The sequence below is a fragment of the Nitrosomonas communis genome (assembly GCF_001007935.1).
GTDB lineage: Bacteria > Pseudomonadota > Gammaproteobacteria > Burkholderiales > Nitrosomonadaceae > Nitrosomonas > Nitrosomonas communis.
The window spans coordinates 664,581-681,324 of record NZ_CP011451.1; the positions used below are offsets into that span (position 1 = coordinate 664,581).

A 16,744-nucleotide genomic window follows, 5' to 3' on the forward strand; every position below is an offset into this window, starting at 1 on the left:
ATCATACCGCAAAGTGAAGCTGACAAAGCCGGTATTATTTAAAAATGGAATAAGCTAGCGTTATTTCAAAAAGGCAACTTACTCCAGAGCTGATCAATACGCATTTTGACCGCAGCATCCATTTCGATCGGTCTGCCCCATTCGCGTGTCGTCTCTCCCGCCCATTTGTTGGTCGCATCCAATCCCATCTTACCACCCAGGCCAGAGACGGGGCTCGCAAAATCCAGATAATCGATCGGGGTATTTTCCACGATCAAGGTATCCCGCGCGGGATCCACGCGTGTTGTAATTGCCCAGATGACTTCTTTCCAGTCGCGGATATCGATATCGTCATCTGTCACAATGATGAACTTGGTATACATGAACTGACGCAAGAAGCTCCATACCCCGAACATCACCCGTTTGGCGTGCCCGGGATATTGTTTTTTCATGCTGACTACCGCCATGCGATAGGAACACCCCTCCGGTGGCAAATAAAAATCAACAATTTCAGTAAATTGCTTCTGCAGCAAAGGCACAAACACCTCGTTTAGCGCGACCCCCAGAATAGCTGGCTCATCAGGCGGTTTGCCGGTATAGGTGGAATGATAAATCGGATTGCGGCGCATGGTAATGCGTTCGATAGTGAAAACCGGAAAAGTCTCCTGCTCGTTATAATAACCGGTGTGATCACCATAGGGTCCTTCTATCGCGGTCTCATCAGGATAAATAAATCCTTCCAGCACAATTTCTGCGCTGGCGGGCACTTGCAGGTCATGGCTGATGCATTTGACGACTTCGGTCTTGGCACCACGCAGTAATCCAGCAAACTGATATTCACTGAGACTATCAGGCACGGGCGTAACGGCGCCCAGAATGGTGGCTGGATCCGCCCCCAAGGCGACGGCCACAGGATAAGGTTGGCCTGGACTGACCATGCAGAAATCACGATAATCCAGCGCTCCCCCTCGGTGAGCAAGCCAGCGCATAATGACTTTATTCGGCGCAATGACTTGTTGCCGGTAAATACCCAGATTTTGCCGCGCTTTATGCGGGCCGCGCGTCACGGTAAGCCCCCAGGTAATCAGTGGAGCGATATCGCCTGGCCAGCATGTCTGGATGGGCAATCTGGCTAAATCGATTGCCTGCCCTTCCCAGATGACCTCCTGGCATGCGGCACTGGAAACTACCTTGGGTGTCATGTTGAGCACCTGCTTCAGCACAGGCAGCTTTTCCCACGCATCCCTCAGACCCTTGGGGGGATCAGGCTCTTTAAGATAAGCCAACAATTTACCCACTTCGCGCAACGCCGTGACCGATTCCTGCCCCATTCCCAACGCGACACGCTCAGGCGTGCCAAACAGGTTGCCCAATACCGGTATACTCTGCCCTTTCGGTTGCTCGAACAGCACAGCAGGACCCGCTTTTTTGAGTAACCGGTCACAAATCTCGGTCATTTCCAGAAAAGGATCCACTTCGATCCTCACTCGTTTCAGTTCCCCTCGAGTTTCCAATTGTGTGAGAAAATCACGCAGATCTTTGTATTTCATCGATATTAAAAACCTAGAAGCTGCCTGTTAGCAAGAAATCCAGTGCAATCCCGGCAAATACCGTTGCACCCACCCAGTTATTATGCAGAAAAGCCTTGAAACAATTAGCAGGGTTGCGCTCACGAATCAGAGCGTACTGATACCCCACCAGGCCCAAGACTGCTGCCAATGAGAGATAATAAGGAACACCTCGCTGCAACAGCCAACCCACATAAACCATGATGCCCAGAAAAATGGTATGACACAGCATGATACCCGTTATATCAAAACGCCCGAGTGTAATGGCAGATGTTTTGATGTCAATTTTGAGATCATCCATTTTGTCAACCATGGCATATTCGGTATCATAGGCAATGACCCAGCATAAGTTAGCCACTAATAATAGCCAGATGATGGCAGGCAGTTCACCCGTTTGCGCAGCAAATGCCATGGGTATACCGAAACTGAAGGCAATCCCAAGATACGCTTGCGGCATGGCAAAGAAGCGTTTGGTAAAAGGATAAGTTCCGGCCAGAAACAATGCTCCTACCGAAAGCAGCCATGTCAATTGATTCAGTGGCAACACCAGTAAAAATGCGCAAAAACTCAATCCGGCAGCCAGCAACACGGCCTCTTTAGGGGTCACTATGCCGGCCGCCAAAGGGCGGTTTTTAGTACGCTCAACATGAGGATCAATACGACGATCAGCAAAGTCATTGATGGCACAACCGGCTGAACGCATCAAGACGGTGCCCATAACGAAAATCAGCAGAATCATCAGATCAGGCAGGCCTTCTGCTGCCAGCCATAACCCCCACAAGGTAGGCCATAATAACAACAAGATGCCGATCGGCTTATCCAATCTTATCAGTTTGGCATAAGCAATCAGCCGTTCTTTATTCATCATATTTTTAATCTCAGAATAGCTGGCAAAAAAACTTCAGTGACCAGTATGGGTTGCCCCTGTAACATAAATAGAGAACGTCGCGCCCATAAACTAAGCGGTGGAGCCTGCAAGCGCTGGCAGGCTCGTTTAAAAAGGGGATGATGGATATTCAGCTGTTTATAACCAAACTCAGCGCGTTTGATCAGCGGATTGGTAAATAACAGGGTGCCTAAAGATCGGTTGCCCAAGCGACTCAATCCACGCCATGCACCCTGCAGGTGTTTTCTCGCTACCACTGAATGGGCAAATACGACAGGCGTATCGTTACAGTAAAGATACACTTCACGCACCAAAGCCAATTCACTGTCACGCAAATTCATCATAACCAATTCATCGGTGCAGGCAGGTGCAAGTGATTGAAAGACCGGATCAACCCAAAACTTGCTACAACGTTGCTGTATCAACTGTGTCAGTGAATCTCGATGCAATAACCACCAACGAATGTTAACTGCCGCATTGACAGGAACAGGATGCCACGTCAGTGGCTGGTGAGCACTCATGAAGCAAAAGGACAAAAGCTGAGATTATAAAGCAGACATAGAAGAATGAGGTTAACTTTATTCAAAAAGCAATATTAACCTCTTTGCGATCAGGATTCTCAGGCCAGATTCTCAGGCCAATGTATCAGCCCACAGACTCATATCACAGGCTCGCTTATTTATTCCATTTCCCGATCAAACATGACACGAAGGCGAGCCACAGACAGTATCAATCATAAGAACGCCAGGTAAAGCCGATAAATTCAGGTTTGATTTAGAAATAGAATCAGGACATATAGCCTGTTGCAAGCGCCTGTGCCCAGTCATCATAGCGGCGTGAATGTGCCAATTTGACCATAGCGTCATAATCATAAGGCACTGTGATAAGGGACGCTACCCAGCGGCCTTTAATGCGCTCCAGAATGGCGTAATGCGCATCGGGTGAGCCCGTTTGAACCACATGAAAATAAGGTGTGGCATCATCAAAAGCTGGTAAACCAATACTACCCGGATTAACAACGAGTTGGCCCGAGGAGGCTCGCATCGCGCGTGGCTTGTGAGTATGCCCGCATAAAACCAGCTTTGCTCGCGTTTCTCCCAGACGCTCGTCTACTTCTTGACGCGTTGCCATACGTGCACCATGAGCCTCGACAGTTTCCAGAAAATAGGTCAAGTCACTAGCGGGTGTTCCGTGACAAAGCAACACATCCGTGTCGAAATCTGCTTTAGGCGGAAGTAATTTAAGCCAGGCAAGTTCTCTCGTTGTTAACTGGGAATAGGCTAATTCATCAACATCAGTACATTGCTCAGTTCCATATGCGAGAAGTTGGCGATCATGGTTACCGGAGATATGTATCCAATCCTGCGCCATTAAATATTGTGCGGTTTCCAATGGTAGCAGCGGGCCTGACAAATTATCACCGAGATTGATGACGGCATCGACTCCGCTCTGTTTGAAATGTGCCACCACCGCTTCCAATGCAGGTAAATTACCATGAATATCTGACACAACAGCGATTCTCATAGCAAGCCCCCGCTTAAAGGAGATAGCTAACGTAAATCTTAGTATGGACGTTAGCTACAATGAATAACTTCGCCTACTTTAAATTCAAATAGGCGAGGTATCAACGAACTGTCCAGGTCCCGTCCAATGCACACAGCTACGGGATATGGGCAGTCAATTTATTTGCGACCTGTTACGAAGGTTGTTGAATGCCCGTCAATAACCAGGCTGAATGTTGGCCCTTGAGATCTTTCTGCACATGCCAAATTTCATCAAATGCTTCGGGTAGTGCATCGGGTGATTCACGCAACTGTCCATTAAAGCGCACGCTGGCAATGGCCATATCATTGGTCACTGTGACATCCAGCAAGTTGGCATTAACGAACAACACTTCTGTTTTGTTAGGCTTGTCACCACTCTCTTTAATTTGCGCTTCAAGCTCAGCAAACATTTCGGGCGTAGCGTATTCACGAAGTTCATTCAGATTATGTGCCCCATAGGCCTCCTGCAAATGAATAAACGAAAGTTTCGCATTACGCAAAAACGGCTCTACTTCGAAATCTGCAGGAACACTATTGGTCACACCAGTGTCACTGGTAGTAGCTGCACCCGCTTGTCCCATAGCTGGAGGTGGCGCCGAAGTTGAAGGGGTTGGCGTGAACATACCGCCAGCGCGATCTGCTCCGGCCCCTGAAAACTGCATTGGACGAGGCGCCTGATTAGCTTTAGATTTACGCACCATACGGATAATAAAGAATATCACCGCAGCCAGTACCAGCAGCACCAGGATATCCGCCATATTGATATTCTCAAAAGCTCCTCCCATGAACAAAGCTGCTAATAAACCACCCGCAGCTAACCCGGCTAATGCTCCGCCCCATTTACTGGCGCCACCTGCTGCAGCAGCCGATGCCGGTGCTGCTGATTGAGATTGTGCTGGTTTTGGAGTAGCCTGTTGATTGATGGAATCGCGTTGTTTCCCGATACTTTTACCGCCACCAACCCGTTTTGCCTCAGCGTCGTCAAACGGAAGAAAGGTAAAAGTAAACATGGCTAAAGTTAGAAGTGTCAGTATTTTCTTCATAATTATTCCCAAAGTACTGTAAAAAAATAAGTATAACATTATCGTTTGATTGTAGTGTCTACTTGAAATTCACTTTAAATTATTTATTTTGTACTGCTTAATTTTGTAAAATGATTCCATATTCTGCTGCTATCGCATAATTCTGCATCAAGCAGAATATTTATTAATAATTCCATTTCTAAATCAAAAATGACACGAAGGCGAACCGCAGACAGTATCAATAATACGGCAAGGTGAAGCCGACAAAGTCAGTTTTGATTTAGAAATGGAATAAGATGAAAGTGTAATAACAAGGGAATAAAAGGAGTAATAAGAATATGGCCACTACCCTGATTACCGGCACCAATCGCGGAATTGGATTAGAGTATGTCCGTCAATATGCACAGGATGGCTGGCAGATAATCGCCTGTTGCCGCCAACCGGCAACAGCAGAAAATCTTAATCGACTCGCCATACAATACCCGGATCACATCAGAATTTATGCCCTTGATGTGGCAGATCATCAGCAAATTGATCAATTATCTACAACGTTGGCTAACGAAACCATTGATCTACTGATCAATAATGCCGGTGTTTATCCGCCTTCTGATGATGGCGGATTCGGCAGCATCGACTACCCTGCATGGCATAAAACCTTCCAGATCAATACTATGGCGCCCCTCAAAATGGCAGAAGCTTTTATCAGTCAGATCAGCAACAGTAAGCTAAAAACCATTGCTACCATTACCAGTAAAATGGGCAGCATTGCTGATAATCAACGTGGCGGGAGTTATATCTATCGCTCGAGCAAAGCAGCCATCAATATGGTTGCCAAGAGTCTTGCCATTGATTTAAAAGCTCGTGGCATCATTTCAGTATTATTACACCCAGGGTGGGTAAAAACCGATATGGGCGGAGCCGGTGCACTCATTTCAACGGAACAAAGCGTTACCGGCATGCGCCGGATACTAAAGGAAATTACCCTGGCAGATTCAGGAAAATTCTTTGCTTATGATGGACAACTGATCCCATGGTAGTCGCCCCTTAATGCGATAAGGATCACATCAAGGAAGTGTAATTGGCCGCATTGTCCTCTTCATCTTTCAACCGATGGGGCGAGTAGACAAATTAATGATGAAAAAACTCCCAACATGACGCGAAGGTGAATGGCAGACAGTAAACAATAATACGGCTAGGAAAATTTTAAATTACTACTGATGCCAGCAAAGCCAACGTTGATGAGCAATGGAATGACGTCATCGTGAAATTTATTCCAGCAACTTTTGCTTGAGTATCGTATTAACCTGAGCAGGATTCGCTTTCCCTTTGGTGGCTTTCATGACTTGCCCCACAAGTGAGTTAAAAGCTTTTTCTTTACCGCTACGATAATCTGCCACTTGTTGTGGATTAGCAGCCAGCACCTCATCCATCAGCTTTTCGATTTCGCTATCATCGGAAATCTGCTTAAGTCCTTTGGCAGCTATGATGGCATCAGCGTCTCCCCCATGCTCGCCCTGCCACATACTATCGAAGACATCCTTGGCGCTCTTGCCAGAGATGGTACCGTCACTGATGCGCGCAAGTAATGCTGCCAGCTGCGCTGGGCTAACCGGACACTGCGCTATCTCGATATTCTCTTTATTGAGTCTGCCACTGACTTCACCCATGATCCAGTTGGCACAAAGTTTAGCCTGGGCGGGCAGTTGCTTGACTGTATTTTCAAAATAATCAGCTATTTCTCTGGTTGCCGTCAGCACGCTCGCATCATAGCTGGAAAGCCCGAAATCCTCGATATAACGATTATGCCTTGCTTCCGGTAACTCTGGTAGCATGGCCTTGACCTGCTCAATCCATTCTTTGGAAATACTTAACGGCAGTAAGTCAGGATCAGGAAAATAACGATAATCATGCGCTTCTTCCTTGCTGCGCATGGTTCGGGTCTCATCGCGATTAGCATCATACAGTCGCGTTTCTTGTCTGATGCTGCCGCCATCCTCGAGGATTTCAATCTGCCGTCTGACTTCAAAATCAATGGCTTTTTCGAGGAAACGGAACGAATTGAGATTCTTAATCTCACAGCGCGTACCAAGCTTTTCTGCGCCACGCGGCCGGACAGAAACGTTAGCGTCACAGCGGAATGACCCCTCCTGCATGTTGCCATCACAAATTCCAATCCAGCGCACCAGCGTATGCAGTGCTTTCGCGTACGCAGCGGCTTCTGCACTACTACGCATATCCGGTTCAGAAACAATTTCCAGCAAGGGTGTGCCGGCCCGATTCAGATCAATCCCGCTCATGCCATGAAAATCTTCATGCAAGGATTTTCCGGCATCTTCTTCCAGATGTGCACGAGTCAACCGTACTGTTTTTTCCGCATTCTCCACCTGGATGCGGATGCTGCCACCCTGTACGACAGGCAGCTCAAATTGGCTGATTTGATAGCCTTTGGGTAAATCCGGATAAAAATAGTTTTTACGTGCAAACACAGAAGGTGAATTAATCGTTGCCCCAACCGCCAGGCCGAATTTAATCGCGCGCTCGACTGCACTATAATTCAATACGGGTAAGACACCCGGCAAGGCGATATCGATGCCACATGCCTGGGTATTAGGTTGTGCTCCATAGGCGGTGGAAGCGCCTGAGAATATTTTCGATCGTGTCGAAAGTTGAGCGTGTACCTCAAGACCAATAACGATTTCCCATTGCATGTTCTAAAAACCTTTCTTCTCGGTTACTTTTGCAAAAGCCGCTAAATCATGAATAATGATTAATTATGCTTCAGGCAGGCGGGCAGGTGCGCGCACATGCCAGTCTGTCACTTGCTGATATTGGTGCGCAATATTTAACATCTGAGCTTCTCTGAAATAATTACCTACAATATGCAATCCCACCGGCCGGTTCTTATCTCCAAACCCGGCAGGGATCGACATAGCGGGTAAGCCGGCCAGATTTGCAGCACTAGTGTAAATATCCGATAAATACATTTGCAGGGGGTCGCCGCTTTTTTCTCCTAGATTGAATGCCACCGCTGGTGAAGTCGGTCCCATGATGACATCACATTGCTTAAACGCTTCAGTAAAATCACTTGCAATCAAACGGCGCAGTTTCTGCGCCTGTAGATAATAGGCATCGTAATAGCCATGGGAAAGCACGTAAGTACCAATCAGGATACGGCGTTTGACTTCTGCGCCAAAACCCTGGGCCCGAGTTTTTTTATACATATCCTCAAGATCAGTATAGTCGGAAGCCCGATAGCCATAACGCACCCCATCAAAACGGGAAAGATTACTCGATGCCTCGGCCGGTGCCAAAACATAATAAACTGGGATGGAAAGCTGGGTGTTAGGCAAAGAAATCTCCACTGTCGTCGCCCCTAATTTACGCAACTCCGCAATAGCCGCTTCTACCGCGCTGGCCACACTCGCGCTCATTCCTTTGGCAAAGTACTCCTTGGGTAGTCCGATCCGTAGCTGCCCAAGGGGTTTGTCCAGATCACGCGCATAATCTTCAGGTTCACGCTGCAGGCTGGTCGAATCACGCGCATCGAACCCTGTCATGACATTCAACAACAGCGCCAGATCTTCAGCCGATTTAGCCATCGGACCACCCTGATCCAAACTGGAAGCAAATGCAATCATGCCATAGCGGGAAACTAATCCATAGGTTGGTTTGATACCCGAGATACCGCATAATGCGGCGGGTTGGCGTATGGAGCCACCTGTATCCGTCGCTGTTGCGGCAGGCGCCATACGTGCGGCTACGGCACATGCCGATCCGCCAGAGCTACCGCCAGGTACAGCCAGGGTATCCCATGGATTCTTGACCGGTCCATAATAGGAGGTTTCATTACTGGACCCCATTGCGAATTCATCCATATTGGTCTTGCCGATATTAACTGCCCCCACTTGATTGAAGCGCTCGATGATCGTCGCATCATAAGGAGAGATAAAATTGGAGAGCATTTTCGAGCCACAAGTCGTCAGCCACCCTTTGGCACAGAAAATATCTTTTTGTGCGACAGGAATGCCTGTGAGAGGATGAGTCTGACCTGATGCAATCATTTTGTCAGCAACTTGCGCTTGCGCAAGACTCATCTCTTCATTGATGGTAATAAAAGCATTTAATTCGGGATTAAGTGACCTGATGTGTTTCAGAAACACTTCAGTCAGCTCGACGCTAGAAATTTTTTTTTCCAGAAGCTGTGCGGCGAGCTGCTTGAGACTAGCATTCAACATGGGAATTCAGGAAGGAGAATAACAAAAATTAATTGAAGAGAGATAATCTGCTTAAGTGTTTATTCGATCACTATTCAATCACTTTAGGAACCAGATAAAGACCGGCTTCTACCTGTGGTGCAATCGATTGAAATAGAACATGTTGATCAGATTCTATAACGACATCTTCACGCAACCGTTGTATCATATCCTGCGCATGACTCATTGGTTCAATATGAGATGTATCGACAGCCTGCATCTGTTCGATCAAGCTGAAAATACCCGATAATTGTGTAAGCACTTGTTTTGATTCTTCTTCACTAATTTCAATACGAGCAAGATTGGCTACACATTTTACATCATCTACGGATAAGGTCATTTGCTGTCATAAGCTTTATATTCAAACGGGTAATAGAGTATCATGACATGCCTGATGAGCACATACTTTTTGTACACCCACATTGCTTAAATCACTTCTTTTTCTGAATCTGTCATCACTAATGGAATTTCGCCATCATGTTTAACCTCCTGAACAATAACTTTCTTGGAAACTATTTCTCTACGGATATGGCAGTGGATCTAGGCACAGCCAATACACTGATTCATGTTCGCGGTCATGGTATCGTATTGAATGAACCATCCGTTGTGGCAATCAGGCAAGAAGGCTCCGGCGGCAAGAAAGTGATCCAGCAAGTGGGACTTGCCGCCAAGCAAATGCTTGGGCGCACACCCGGCAACATTACGGCCATTCGTCCGATGAAGGACGGGGTCATTGCTGATTTCACCGTCACGGAACAGATGCTGAAACAGTTCATCAGAAAAGTAAACCCTCCTCGCCTGTTTTCTGCTAATCCACGTATTGTGATTTCTGTTCCCAGCGGCTCAACTCAAGTAGAGCGGCGCGCCATTCGTGAGGCTGCTTTTGGCGCAGGCGCACGTAAAGTGGAGCTCATAGAAGAACCGATGGCTGCGGCAATTGGAGCCGATCTGCCTGTTGAAACACCCACCGGTTCCATGGTGGTTGACATAGGTGGCGGCACCACTGAGGTGGCAGTCATTTCTCTCGGAGGAGTGGTTTATTCAAACTCAGTCCGTGTCGGAGGCGATAAATTTGATGAAGCCATCATCAATTATATTCGCCGTAATTACGGCATGATGATCGGTGAAGCCACTGCCGAGATCATCAAGACACAAATTGGCTCAGCTTACCCGGGATCAGAAGTTCGCGAAATCGAAGTCAAAGGGCGTAATCTGGCAGAAGGTATTCCACGCAGCTTCACGATTTCCAGTAATGAGGTTCTGGAAGCATTGGCTGAACCATTGAATAATATTGTCAGTGGAGTTAAAACTGCTCTGGAACATACACCACCGGAATTAGGCGCTGACATTGCTGAAATGGGGATGGTGATGACTGGAGGCGGGGCATTACTGCGTGATATTGATCGTTTATTGATGGAAGAAACGGGTTTATCCGTCATTATTGCAGATGATCCGCTCACCTGTGTCGTACGGGGTGCCGGCATTGCACTTGAAAATATCGATCGATCCATCGGAATTTTTTCGCGCGAAATTTAATCTTGTTTCAATTTCTTATCATGGGTTACTGAAATAAATAATCCAGTATTGAAATGCTACAATTTAAAATGTGATGGAGACGGTTCCTCGATTTTTCAGGGCTGGTCCGAGTCCGCAAGTACGCTTATTTTTTTTTGCATTGTTATCCATTCTCCTGATGGTAATGGATGCTCGTTTTAGTTCTTTTGCTGGCATGCGCCAGACTGTGGGTATGATCCTCTACCCTCTGCAACGACTTGCCTATATTCCCGCGACTTTATTTGACCAGGCAGAAGAGCTAATCAATGATTTTCACCTCACGAAAGAAATTGCCAATCTCAGACAGCAATATTTCTTAAATCAACAAAAACTGTTCCGCTTACAGATACTGGAAGAAGAAAACGCCCAATTGCGGAAATTGCTGGGCGCAGCTCAGCAAGCAGAAATCAAAGCGATTATGGCGGAAATTCTGTATGTCCCACGCGATCCCTTTAATCGTAAAGTCATCCTTAACAAGGGAAGCTCGAGTGAAATTAAAGCCGGTCAAGTCGTGGTCGATGATCAGGGAGTCATCGGACAAATCACGCAGGTTCACCCTTTTTTATCCGAAGTCACGCTGATCACGGATAAAGGTCATTCTGTTCCGGTACAAGTGGCCCGTAATGGCTTGCGCTCGATCATTTCAGGCGCTGGCAAAAATAATGAGTTAGAGCTACGCTATTTATCGGTCAACGCAGATATCGAACAAGGCGACCTGCTGGTCACCTCTGGCATCGGAGGCCTCTATCCACCCGGCTTGCCAGTAGCACGCGTAGAAAATATTGAGCATGATCCTTCACGAGATTTTGCAGTCATTATGTGCACACCTATCGCAGGCGTGAATAGAAACAGACAAGTATTGATTCTTTCCTTGTCAGCGCCTATACCAGAGCATCCCGAAGAAGAATCTCCCGAAGAAGCACCCAAGCATACCACTCAGCAAGGAAGGAGAAGCCGTGCCCCATGATTATTTTAATCAGGAGCTTCCCTTGGAGGCAAAGCGCAGCTTTATTTTTCTCAGCCTGTTGCTGGCACTCTTATTCAATCTGTTACCGCTACAAGGAATTATGCTGCTGCTTCGCCCCGATTTTGTTTCGATTACGTTACTCTATTGGAGCATTCATTACCCGCAGCGCATCGGAATGAGCCTTGCTTTTATGGCGGGTTTAGCAATGGATGTAAGCAATAGCAGCATGCTAGGTCAGCATGCGTTAGCTTATTGCGTGATTACATTCTTTGGCATGATATTGCATCGGCGTCTGCGATTATTCAATAGCTTTCAACAAGCCCCGCAAATTTTCTGGATATTGCTCATCGCTCAATTTGCCATATTTCTGACGGGCTTGCTGGGGGGAAGTTATTTCCCGACCTGGTATTACTTTTTTCCCAGCGTTACCGGTGCATTATTGTGGCCTGTCATTTCATTCCTGCTGGGCATTCCTCAAAAACCGAAGAGCGATCCTAACGAACTATGAATTATGTTGTTGAGCTTCGTAATCACTTGCGTGAGTTACGAGATTTCCATATCAGGCTTGCGATCGCTGCGGGTTTTGTCGTACTGCTATTTTGCCTGCTGCTTGCCCGTTTCTTCTATCTGCAGGTACTCCGAAGCGAGCATTACACTACCCTGGCAGAAGCTAATCGCATAGCCATCATGCCGATTGTTCCCAACCGGGGCCTTATTTTTGATCGGAATGGGGAAATCCTCGCACAGAATCATACGACCTATGCGCTGGAAATTGTGCCCAATCAAGTGCCCAATCTGGAAGCGACCATAGATGAATTGGCAACGGTCATTGAAATCTCACCGGAAGACCGCCGGCGATTTAACAAACTAAGGCGCGAAAGCACGCGCTTTAGCAGTTTACCCATTCGACTGCGTTTATCCGATATTGAAGTAGCGAGCTTTGCCGCCAATCGTTACCGATTTCCTGGAATGGAAATCAAAGCACGACTACTGCGTCATTATCCTCACGCTGAACTGTTATCCCATGTGATAGGCTACATTGGCCGTATCAGTGATAAAGATCTGGAGCAGCTCGAAAACAATAATGCGCTTGAAAACTATCGCGGCTCCCTGCATATTGGCAGAATCGGCCTTGAGCAAAGCTATGAGAAAGAATTACACGGCATAACCGGATTTGAGCAGGTCGAAACCGATGCAGCGGGCCGACACGTACGCACATTATCGCGCACTCCTCCCGTGGCCGGGAATGATTTAACCCTTTCTCTTGATCTTAAATTACAGCAAGCAGCAGAAAGCGCGTTTGGCGATTATCGGGGTGCCTTGGTAGCGATGGATCCGAAGACGGGTGAAATTCTCGCCTTTGTCAGCAAACCAGGCTTTGACCCCAATCTGTTCATTGATGGAATTGATCATGTGAACTGGCGCTTACTCAATGAATCCATAGACAAACCGCTCAATAATCGTGCACTCAGAGGCGTCTATCCCCCCGGCTCCACCTTTAAGCCTTTCATGGCCCTGGCTGGCTTAGAATTAGGCAAGCGTACCGCCGATTATGCGATTAATGATCCAGGTTATTTTAGCCTGCCCGGCAGTTCACACCGGTTCAGGGATTGGAGGCCAAACGGGCATGGCAGAGTTAATCTACACAAATCGCTTGTGATTTCCTGCGATACCTACTACTACACCCTCGCAAACGATCTGGGAATAAATAATATTTTCAGTTTTATCGGTCAGTTTGGGTTTGGCAAGAAAACCGAAATCGATATTCCAGGGGAAGTCACCGGCTTACTCCCCTCTTCCGACTGGAAAAAGAAACGGTTTAACCAGAACTGGTTTCCTGGGGATACGATTTCCGTTGGAATCGGCCAAGGCTATAATTTAGCCACCCCGGTGCAGCTGACTTTCGCTACCATGCTTCTTGCCAACAATGGCATAGCCTATCGTCCCCATTTTGTGAAACAGGTGCAAGATAATAAGCTGGGCCATTTGTATGAGAATAAGCCCAGTCAGATGTATACGCTTAATTTAAAAAAAGAGAATGTCGCGCGCGTCAGAAATGCGCTGGTCGATGTCACTCGCCCGGGTGGCACCGCAGCAAAAGCAGGCGCGAATGCAGCTTATACCTTTGCCGGCAAAACAGGCACTTCACAAGTGATCAATATTAAGCAAGGCGAACGTTACGTTGCCAGCAAGATACAGGAACGTCATCGTGATCATGCCCTCTTTATCGCTTACGCACCCGCAGAAGATCCCCAAATTGCGCTGACGGTATTAGTGGAAAATGGCGGCTCGGGTGGTTCCACTGCTGCCCCCATCGCACGACAGGTGCTAGATTATTTCCTTCTCGGGAAAACACCTGAACCGATGCCTGCTGAAAAAGCAAATACTCGATCGCATTGACAAGATAACAAACGATCCCTTCCATGCCCCAATCAAACCTGACGCGAAGGCGAGTGATCAACCATAACCACGGCTTGTTCAGTATCATCACGCTTGATCATTATCGTATTAATGATTAAGTTATTACCCTGAAAACCGTAGTAGGTCGTCAGTTGATTGGCAAACTAAATTCATGACATACAGAACCATTCTCAAACTTTTGTTATACGCCAGAATAGTTAGCTCGCTAAAAGATAAAGAAGCAGATGCATCGTATGGCGCTTGGGGCATGAATACAACGTTGCTCTGCGTGACAGGAGCCCACCCCGTGCCCATCGTGCCTCGTTGTGCCTCGTTGTGCCCTACCTCGCATCTGCATCACCCCACACTCCGCCCCGTCCCACTACGGTTGTTAGCATCATGATTGAATTCAGGCGTCTATGGCATTATTGCACACGCTACATCGATAATTTTCTGCTAGCCGGCCTCTTTCTATTGATGCTGGTGGGATTGGTCGTGCTCTATAGCGCGAGTGGTGGAAATTTAGGCCGGGTAAGCGGCCAGATATTAAATATGGTCGTGGCGCTGGCAATTATGTGGTTGGTAGCCAATATTCCACTTCAGCAGATTATGCGTCTTGCCTTACCATTATATATCCTAGGGATCGTTCTTTTGCTTGGGGTGACATTATTTGGTGAGATTCAAAATGGAGCGCGGCGCTGGCTAAACCTGGGAATCACTCGGATACAGCCTTCCGAGATGTTAAAGATTGCGGTGCCTCTCATGATGGCCTGGTATTTTGATAAAACGGAAATTACGCTACGCTTGCGTGATTATGCGGGTGCTACATTAATTTTATTATTACCCGTGTTTCTGATTGCACGTCAGCCTGATTTGGGAACAGCCTTACTGATTACAGCAAGCGGCTTTTATGTGCTCTATTTTGCCGGCTTATCCTGGCGGGTCATGGCGGGTTTGCTTGTTACCGCTGGCGGCATACTACCGCTCTTCTGGACATTTGCCATGCATGACTATCAGCGCAGGCGCGTGTTAACCATGCTCGATCCCTCTCAGGATCCGTTGGGTGCTGGCTATCATATTATACAGTCCAGCATTGCCATTGGCTCCGGCGGGGTTGCTGGCAAAGGGTGGCAAAACGGGACACAATCCCAGCTGGATTTTTTACCTGAGCAAAGTACCGATTTTATTTTCGCAGTGTTCTCAGAGGAATTTGGTCTAATCGGGAATGGTTTGTTATTATTGTTATACTTGGTAATCATCGGGCGTTGTTTGATCATCACCGCCAATGCACCGACACAGTTTACCCGCCTGGTGGCTGGTTCAATCACATTGACTTTTTTTACCTATGTATTCGTCAATATGGGAATGGTCAGTGGCGTCCTGCCAGTGGTAGGAATCCCCCTTCCCTTGATCAGCTATGGAGGCACCTCGCTCGTCACGATGTTACTGGGTTTTGGTATTTTGATGAGTATACAAACCCACCCTAAACTGGTAAAAACATAAAGAGGGTAACCCCATGCTGACAAATACACTGCATTCTTTCTCTCATCGCTGGATAGCCTGTTCTACTCCATTCATAGTTATCCTTGCCCTGATTATCCTGGCTGGTTGTAGTAACGTCTCGCAACATGCCGGGGTGCGAGATAAGAGCTCCGCTACTTCATCCACTTTCTTTGCCAGGATTAAGGGAGGAGGCTATTATCTGGATGACGGTCCCCCTGACAATGCACCCGCCAACCTGGATTCCATTCCAGATGCGATCCCCCGCCTCGAGCCCCTGAGGTCGGCCAACATGCGTCCTTATGATGCCTTGGGGCAGACATTTACCCCCATGACTTCTCTGACTCCCTATACCAGGCAAGGGGTTGCTTCGTGGTATGGCCGTCGCTACCATGGCAAACAAACGGCTTCCGGTGAAGTGTACGACATGTTTGCCATGACGGCCGCTCATCCGACTTTACCCATTCCCAGCTATGCGCGTGTGACCAACCTCAAAAATGGCAAGTCAGTCGTGGTACGTATTAATGATCGCGGGCCTTTTCTTGCTAATCGAGTGATTGATCTTTCCTATACTGCGGCGTATAAACTGGATGTACTCGCAAAAGGAAGTGCTCAAGTTAAAGTTGAAACCATCATTCCAGGCATGGCTTCCCCTTCTCAGAACAAGAAAGTCGCGTCTACCCAATCGCCTAATCCCCGGAACAGTAAAATCTATTTACAGCTGGGTGCATTTGGTTCTGCCAGCAATGCGCACAATTTTCTTTCACAGATACGGTCGGAGTTACCCTCAACCACTCATCAAACTGATATTACCAATGAAAATGGGTTATACAAGATCCGTATAGGTCCTTACTCCAATGAGCTCTCTGCTAAAAAAAGTGCGGATGAAATCGCACAGCGTATTGCTGTCAAACCGATATTGATGGTCGCTAAACGATAATGCTATCAGTCGCCAAGCATACGGTATCGATATATCATTCCATCTCCAAATCAAAAATGACGCGAAGGCGAGCCGCAGACAGTATCAATAATACGGCAAGGCAACAAGCAAAATTTGGCCGACAAAGTCAG

At 47.3% G+C, this 16,744-nt stretch carries 16 protein-coding genes; 8 read left to right on the forward strand and 8 right to left on the reverse strand.

The genetic code is table 11. The features are described 5' to 3' along the window. Positions 1-65: 65 nt before the first annotated feature. From ubiD to AAW31_RS03025, 5 genes are all read right to left on the reverse strand, one after another. The gene (gene ubiD, locus AAW31_RS03005) at positions 66-1,529 is read right to left on the reverse strand and encodes a 4-hydroxy-3-polyprenylbenzoate decarboxylase (protein ID WP_046849100.1); all 1,464 of its coding nucleotides are present in this window, start codon (positions 1,527-1,529) and stop codon (positions 66-68) included. A gap of 13 nt (positions 1,530-1,542) precedes the next feature. After that, entirely contained in the window at positions 1,543-2,415 is an 873-nt protein-coding gene (gene ubiA, locus AAW31_RS03010) for a 4-hydroxybenzoate octaprenyltransferase (protein WP_046849101.1), read from the reverse strand. Beyond that, positions 2,412-2,954 (reverse strand): chorismate--pyruvate lyase family protein, encoded by a 543-nt coding sequence (locus AAW31_RS03015; protein ID WP_046849102.1) that lies wholly within the window; start codon positions 2,952-2,954, stop codon positions 2,412-2,414. Before AAW31_RS03015 ends, ubiA begins: the two co-directional genes overlap by 4 nt. Before the next feature lie 265 nt (positions 2,955-3,219). After that, positions 3,220-3,957: a metallophosphoesterase family protein gene (locus AAW31_RS03020; RefSeq protein ID WP_046849103.1), complete on the reverse strand. Its 738-nt coding sequence runs from the start codon at positions 3,955-3,957 to the stop codon at positions 3,220-3,222. A gap of 172 nt (positions 3,958-4,129) precedes the next feature. Then, positions 4,130-5,020, reverse strand: coding sequence for a Tim44 domain-containing protein (locus AAW31_RS03025; RefSeq protein WP_046851462.1), 891 nt, complete (start codon positions 5,018-5,020; stop codon positions 4,130-4,132). 317 nt (positions 5,021-5,337) lie between these two features. Between AAW31_RS03025 and AAW31_RS03030 the strand changes: the two genes are divergently transcribed. Next, positions 5,338-6,036: an SDR family oxidoreductase gene (locus AAW31_RS03030; RefSeq protein WP_046849104.1), complete on the forward strand. Its 699-nt coding sequence runs from the start codon at positions 5,338-5,340 to the stop codon at positions 6,034-6,036. A 231-nt stretch (positions 6,037-6,267) separates the two neighbouring features. Here the strand turns inward: AAW31_RS03030 and gatB are convergent, their stop codons facing one another. From gatB to gatC, 3 genes are all read right to left on the reverse strand, one after another. Then, positions 6,268-7,707 carry an Asp-tRNA(Asn)/Glu-tRNA(Gln) amidotransferase subunit GatB gene (gatB, locus tag AAW31_RS03035; RefSeq protein ID WP_046849105.1) on the reverse strand — a complete coding sequence of 480 codons (1,440 nt, stop codon included), beginning with the start codon at positions 7,705-7,707 and terminating at the stop codon, positions 6,268-6,270. A 63-nt stretch (positions 7,708-7,770) separates the two neighbouring features. Next, positions 7,771-9,234 (reverse strand): Asp-tRNA(Asn)/Glu-tRNA(Gln) amidotransferase subunit GatA, encoded by a 1,464-nt coding sequence (gatA, locus tag AAW31_RS03040; RefSeq protein WP_046849106.1) that lies wholly within the window; start codon positions 9,232-9,234, stop codon positions 7,771-7,773. A gap of 70 nt (positions 9,235-9,304) precedes the next feature. Beyond that, positions 9,305-9,592, reverse strand: a complete 288-nt coding sequence (gatC, locus tag AAW31_RS03045) for an Asp-tRNA(Asn)/Glu-tRNA(Gln) amidotransferase subunit GatC (RefSeq protein ID WP_046849107.1) — start codon at positions 9,590-9,592, stop codon at positions 9,305-9,307. Positions 9,593-9,729: 137 nt separating this feature from the next. Here gatC and AAW31_RS03050 point away from each other — a divergent pair, with 137 nt between their 5' ends. From AAW31_RS03050 to AAW31_RS03075, 7 genes are all read left to right on the forward strand, one after another. Further along, on the forward strand, positions 9,730-10,788 hold the full coding sequence (locus tag AAW31_RS03050; protein WP_046849108.1) for a rod shape-determining protein: 1,059 nt from the start codon (positions 9,730-9,732) through the stop codon (positions 10,786-10,788). A 73-nt stretch (positions 10,789-10,861) separates the two neighbouring features. Then, positions 10,862-11,773, forward strand: coding sequence for a rod shape-determining protein MreC (mreC, locus tag AAW31_RS03055; protein WP_046849109.1), 912 nt, complete (start codon positions 10,862-10,864; stop codon positions 11,771-11,773). Next, positions 11,763-12,281 (forward strand): rod shape-determining protein MreD, encoded by a 519-nt coding sequence (gene mreD, locus AAW31_RS03060; protein WP_046849110.1) that lies wholly within the window; start codon positions 11,763-11,765, stop codon positions 12,279-12,281. The genes mreC and mreD overlap by 11 nt, the downstream gene beginning before the upstream one ends. Continuing rightward, a complete protein-coding gene (mrdA, locus tag AAW31_RS03065; RefSeq protein ID WP_046849111.1) occupies positions 12,278-14,173 on the forward strand; it encodes a penicillin-binding protein 2 in 1,896 nt (631 codons plus the stop codon). The genes mreD and mrdA overlap by 4 nt, the downstream gene beginning before the upstream one ends. Positions 14,174-14,345: 172 nt before the next feature. Continuing rightward, the gene (locus AAW31_RS20370) at positions 14,346-14,576 is read left to right on the forward strand and encodes a hypothetical protein (RefSeq protein WP_144412823.1); all 231 of its coding nucleotides are present in this window, start codon (positions 14,346-14,348) and stop codon (positions 14,574-14,576) included. Next, positions 14,573-15,676, forward strand: a complete 1,104-nt coding sequence (rodA, locus tag AAW31_RS03070; protein ID WP_046849112.1) for a rod shape-determining protein RodA — start codon at positions 14,573-14,575, stop codon at positions 15,674-15,676. Before AAW31_RS20370 ends, rodA begins: the two co-directional genes overlap by 4 nt. A gap of 13 nt (positions 15,677-15,689) precedes the next feature. Continuing rightward, positions 15,690-16,613 (forward strand): septal ring lytic transglycosylase RlpA family protein, encoded by a 924-nt coding sequence (locus AAW31_RS03075; RefSeq protein ID WP_046849113.1) that lies wholly within the window; start codon positions 15,690-15,692, stop codon positions 16,611-16,613. The last annotated feature ends 131 nt before the right edge of the window (positions 16,614-16,744 follow it).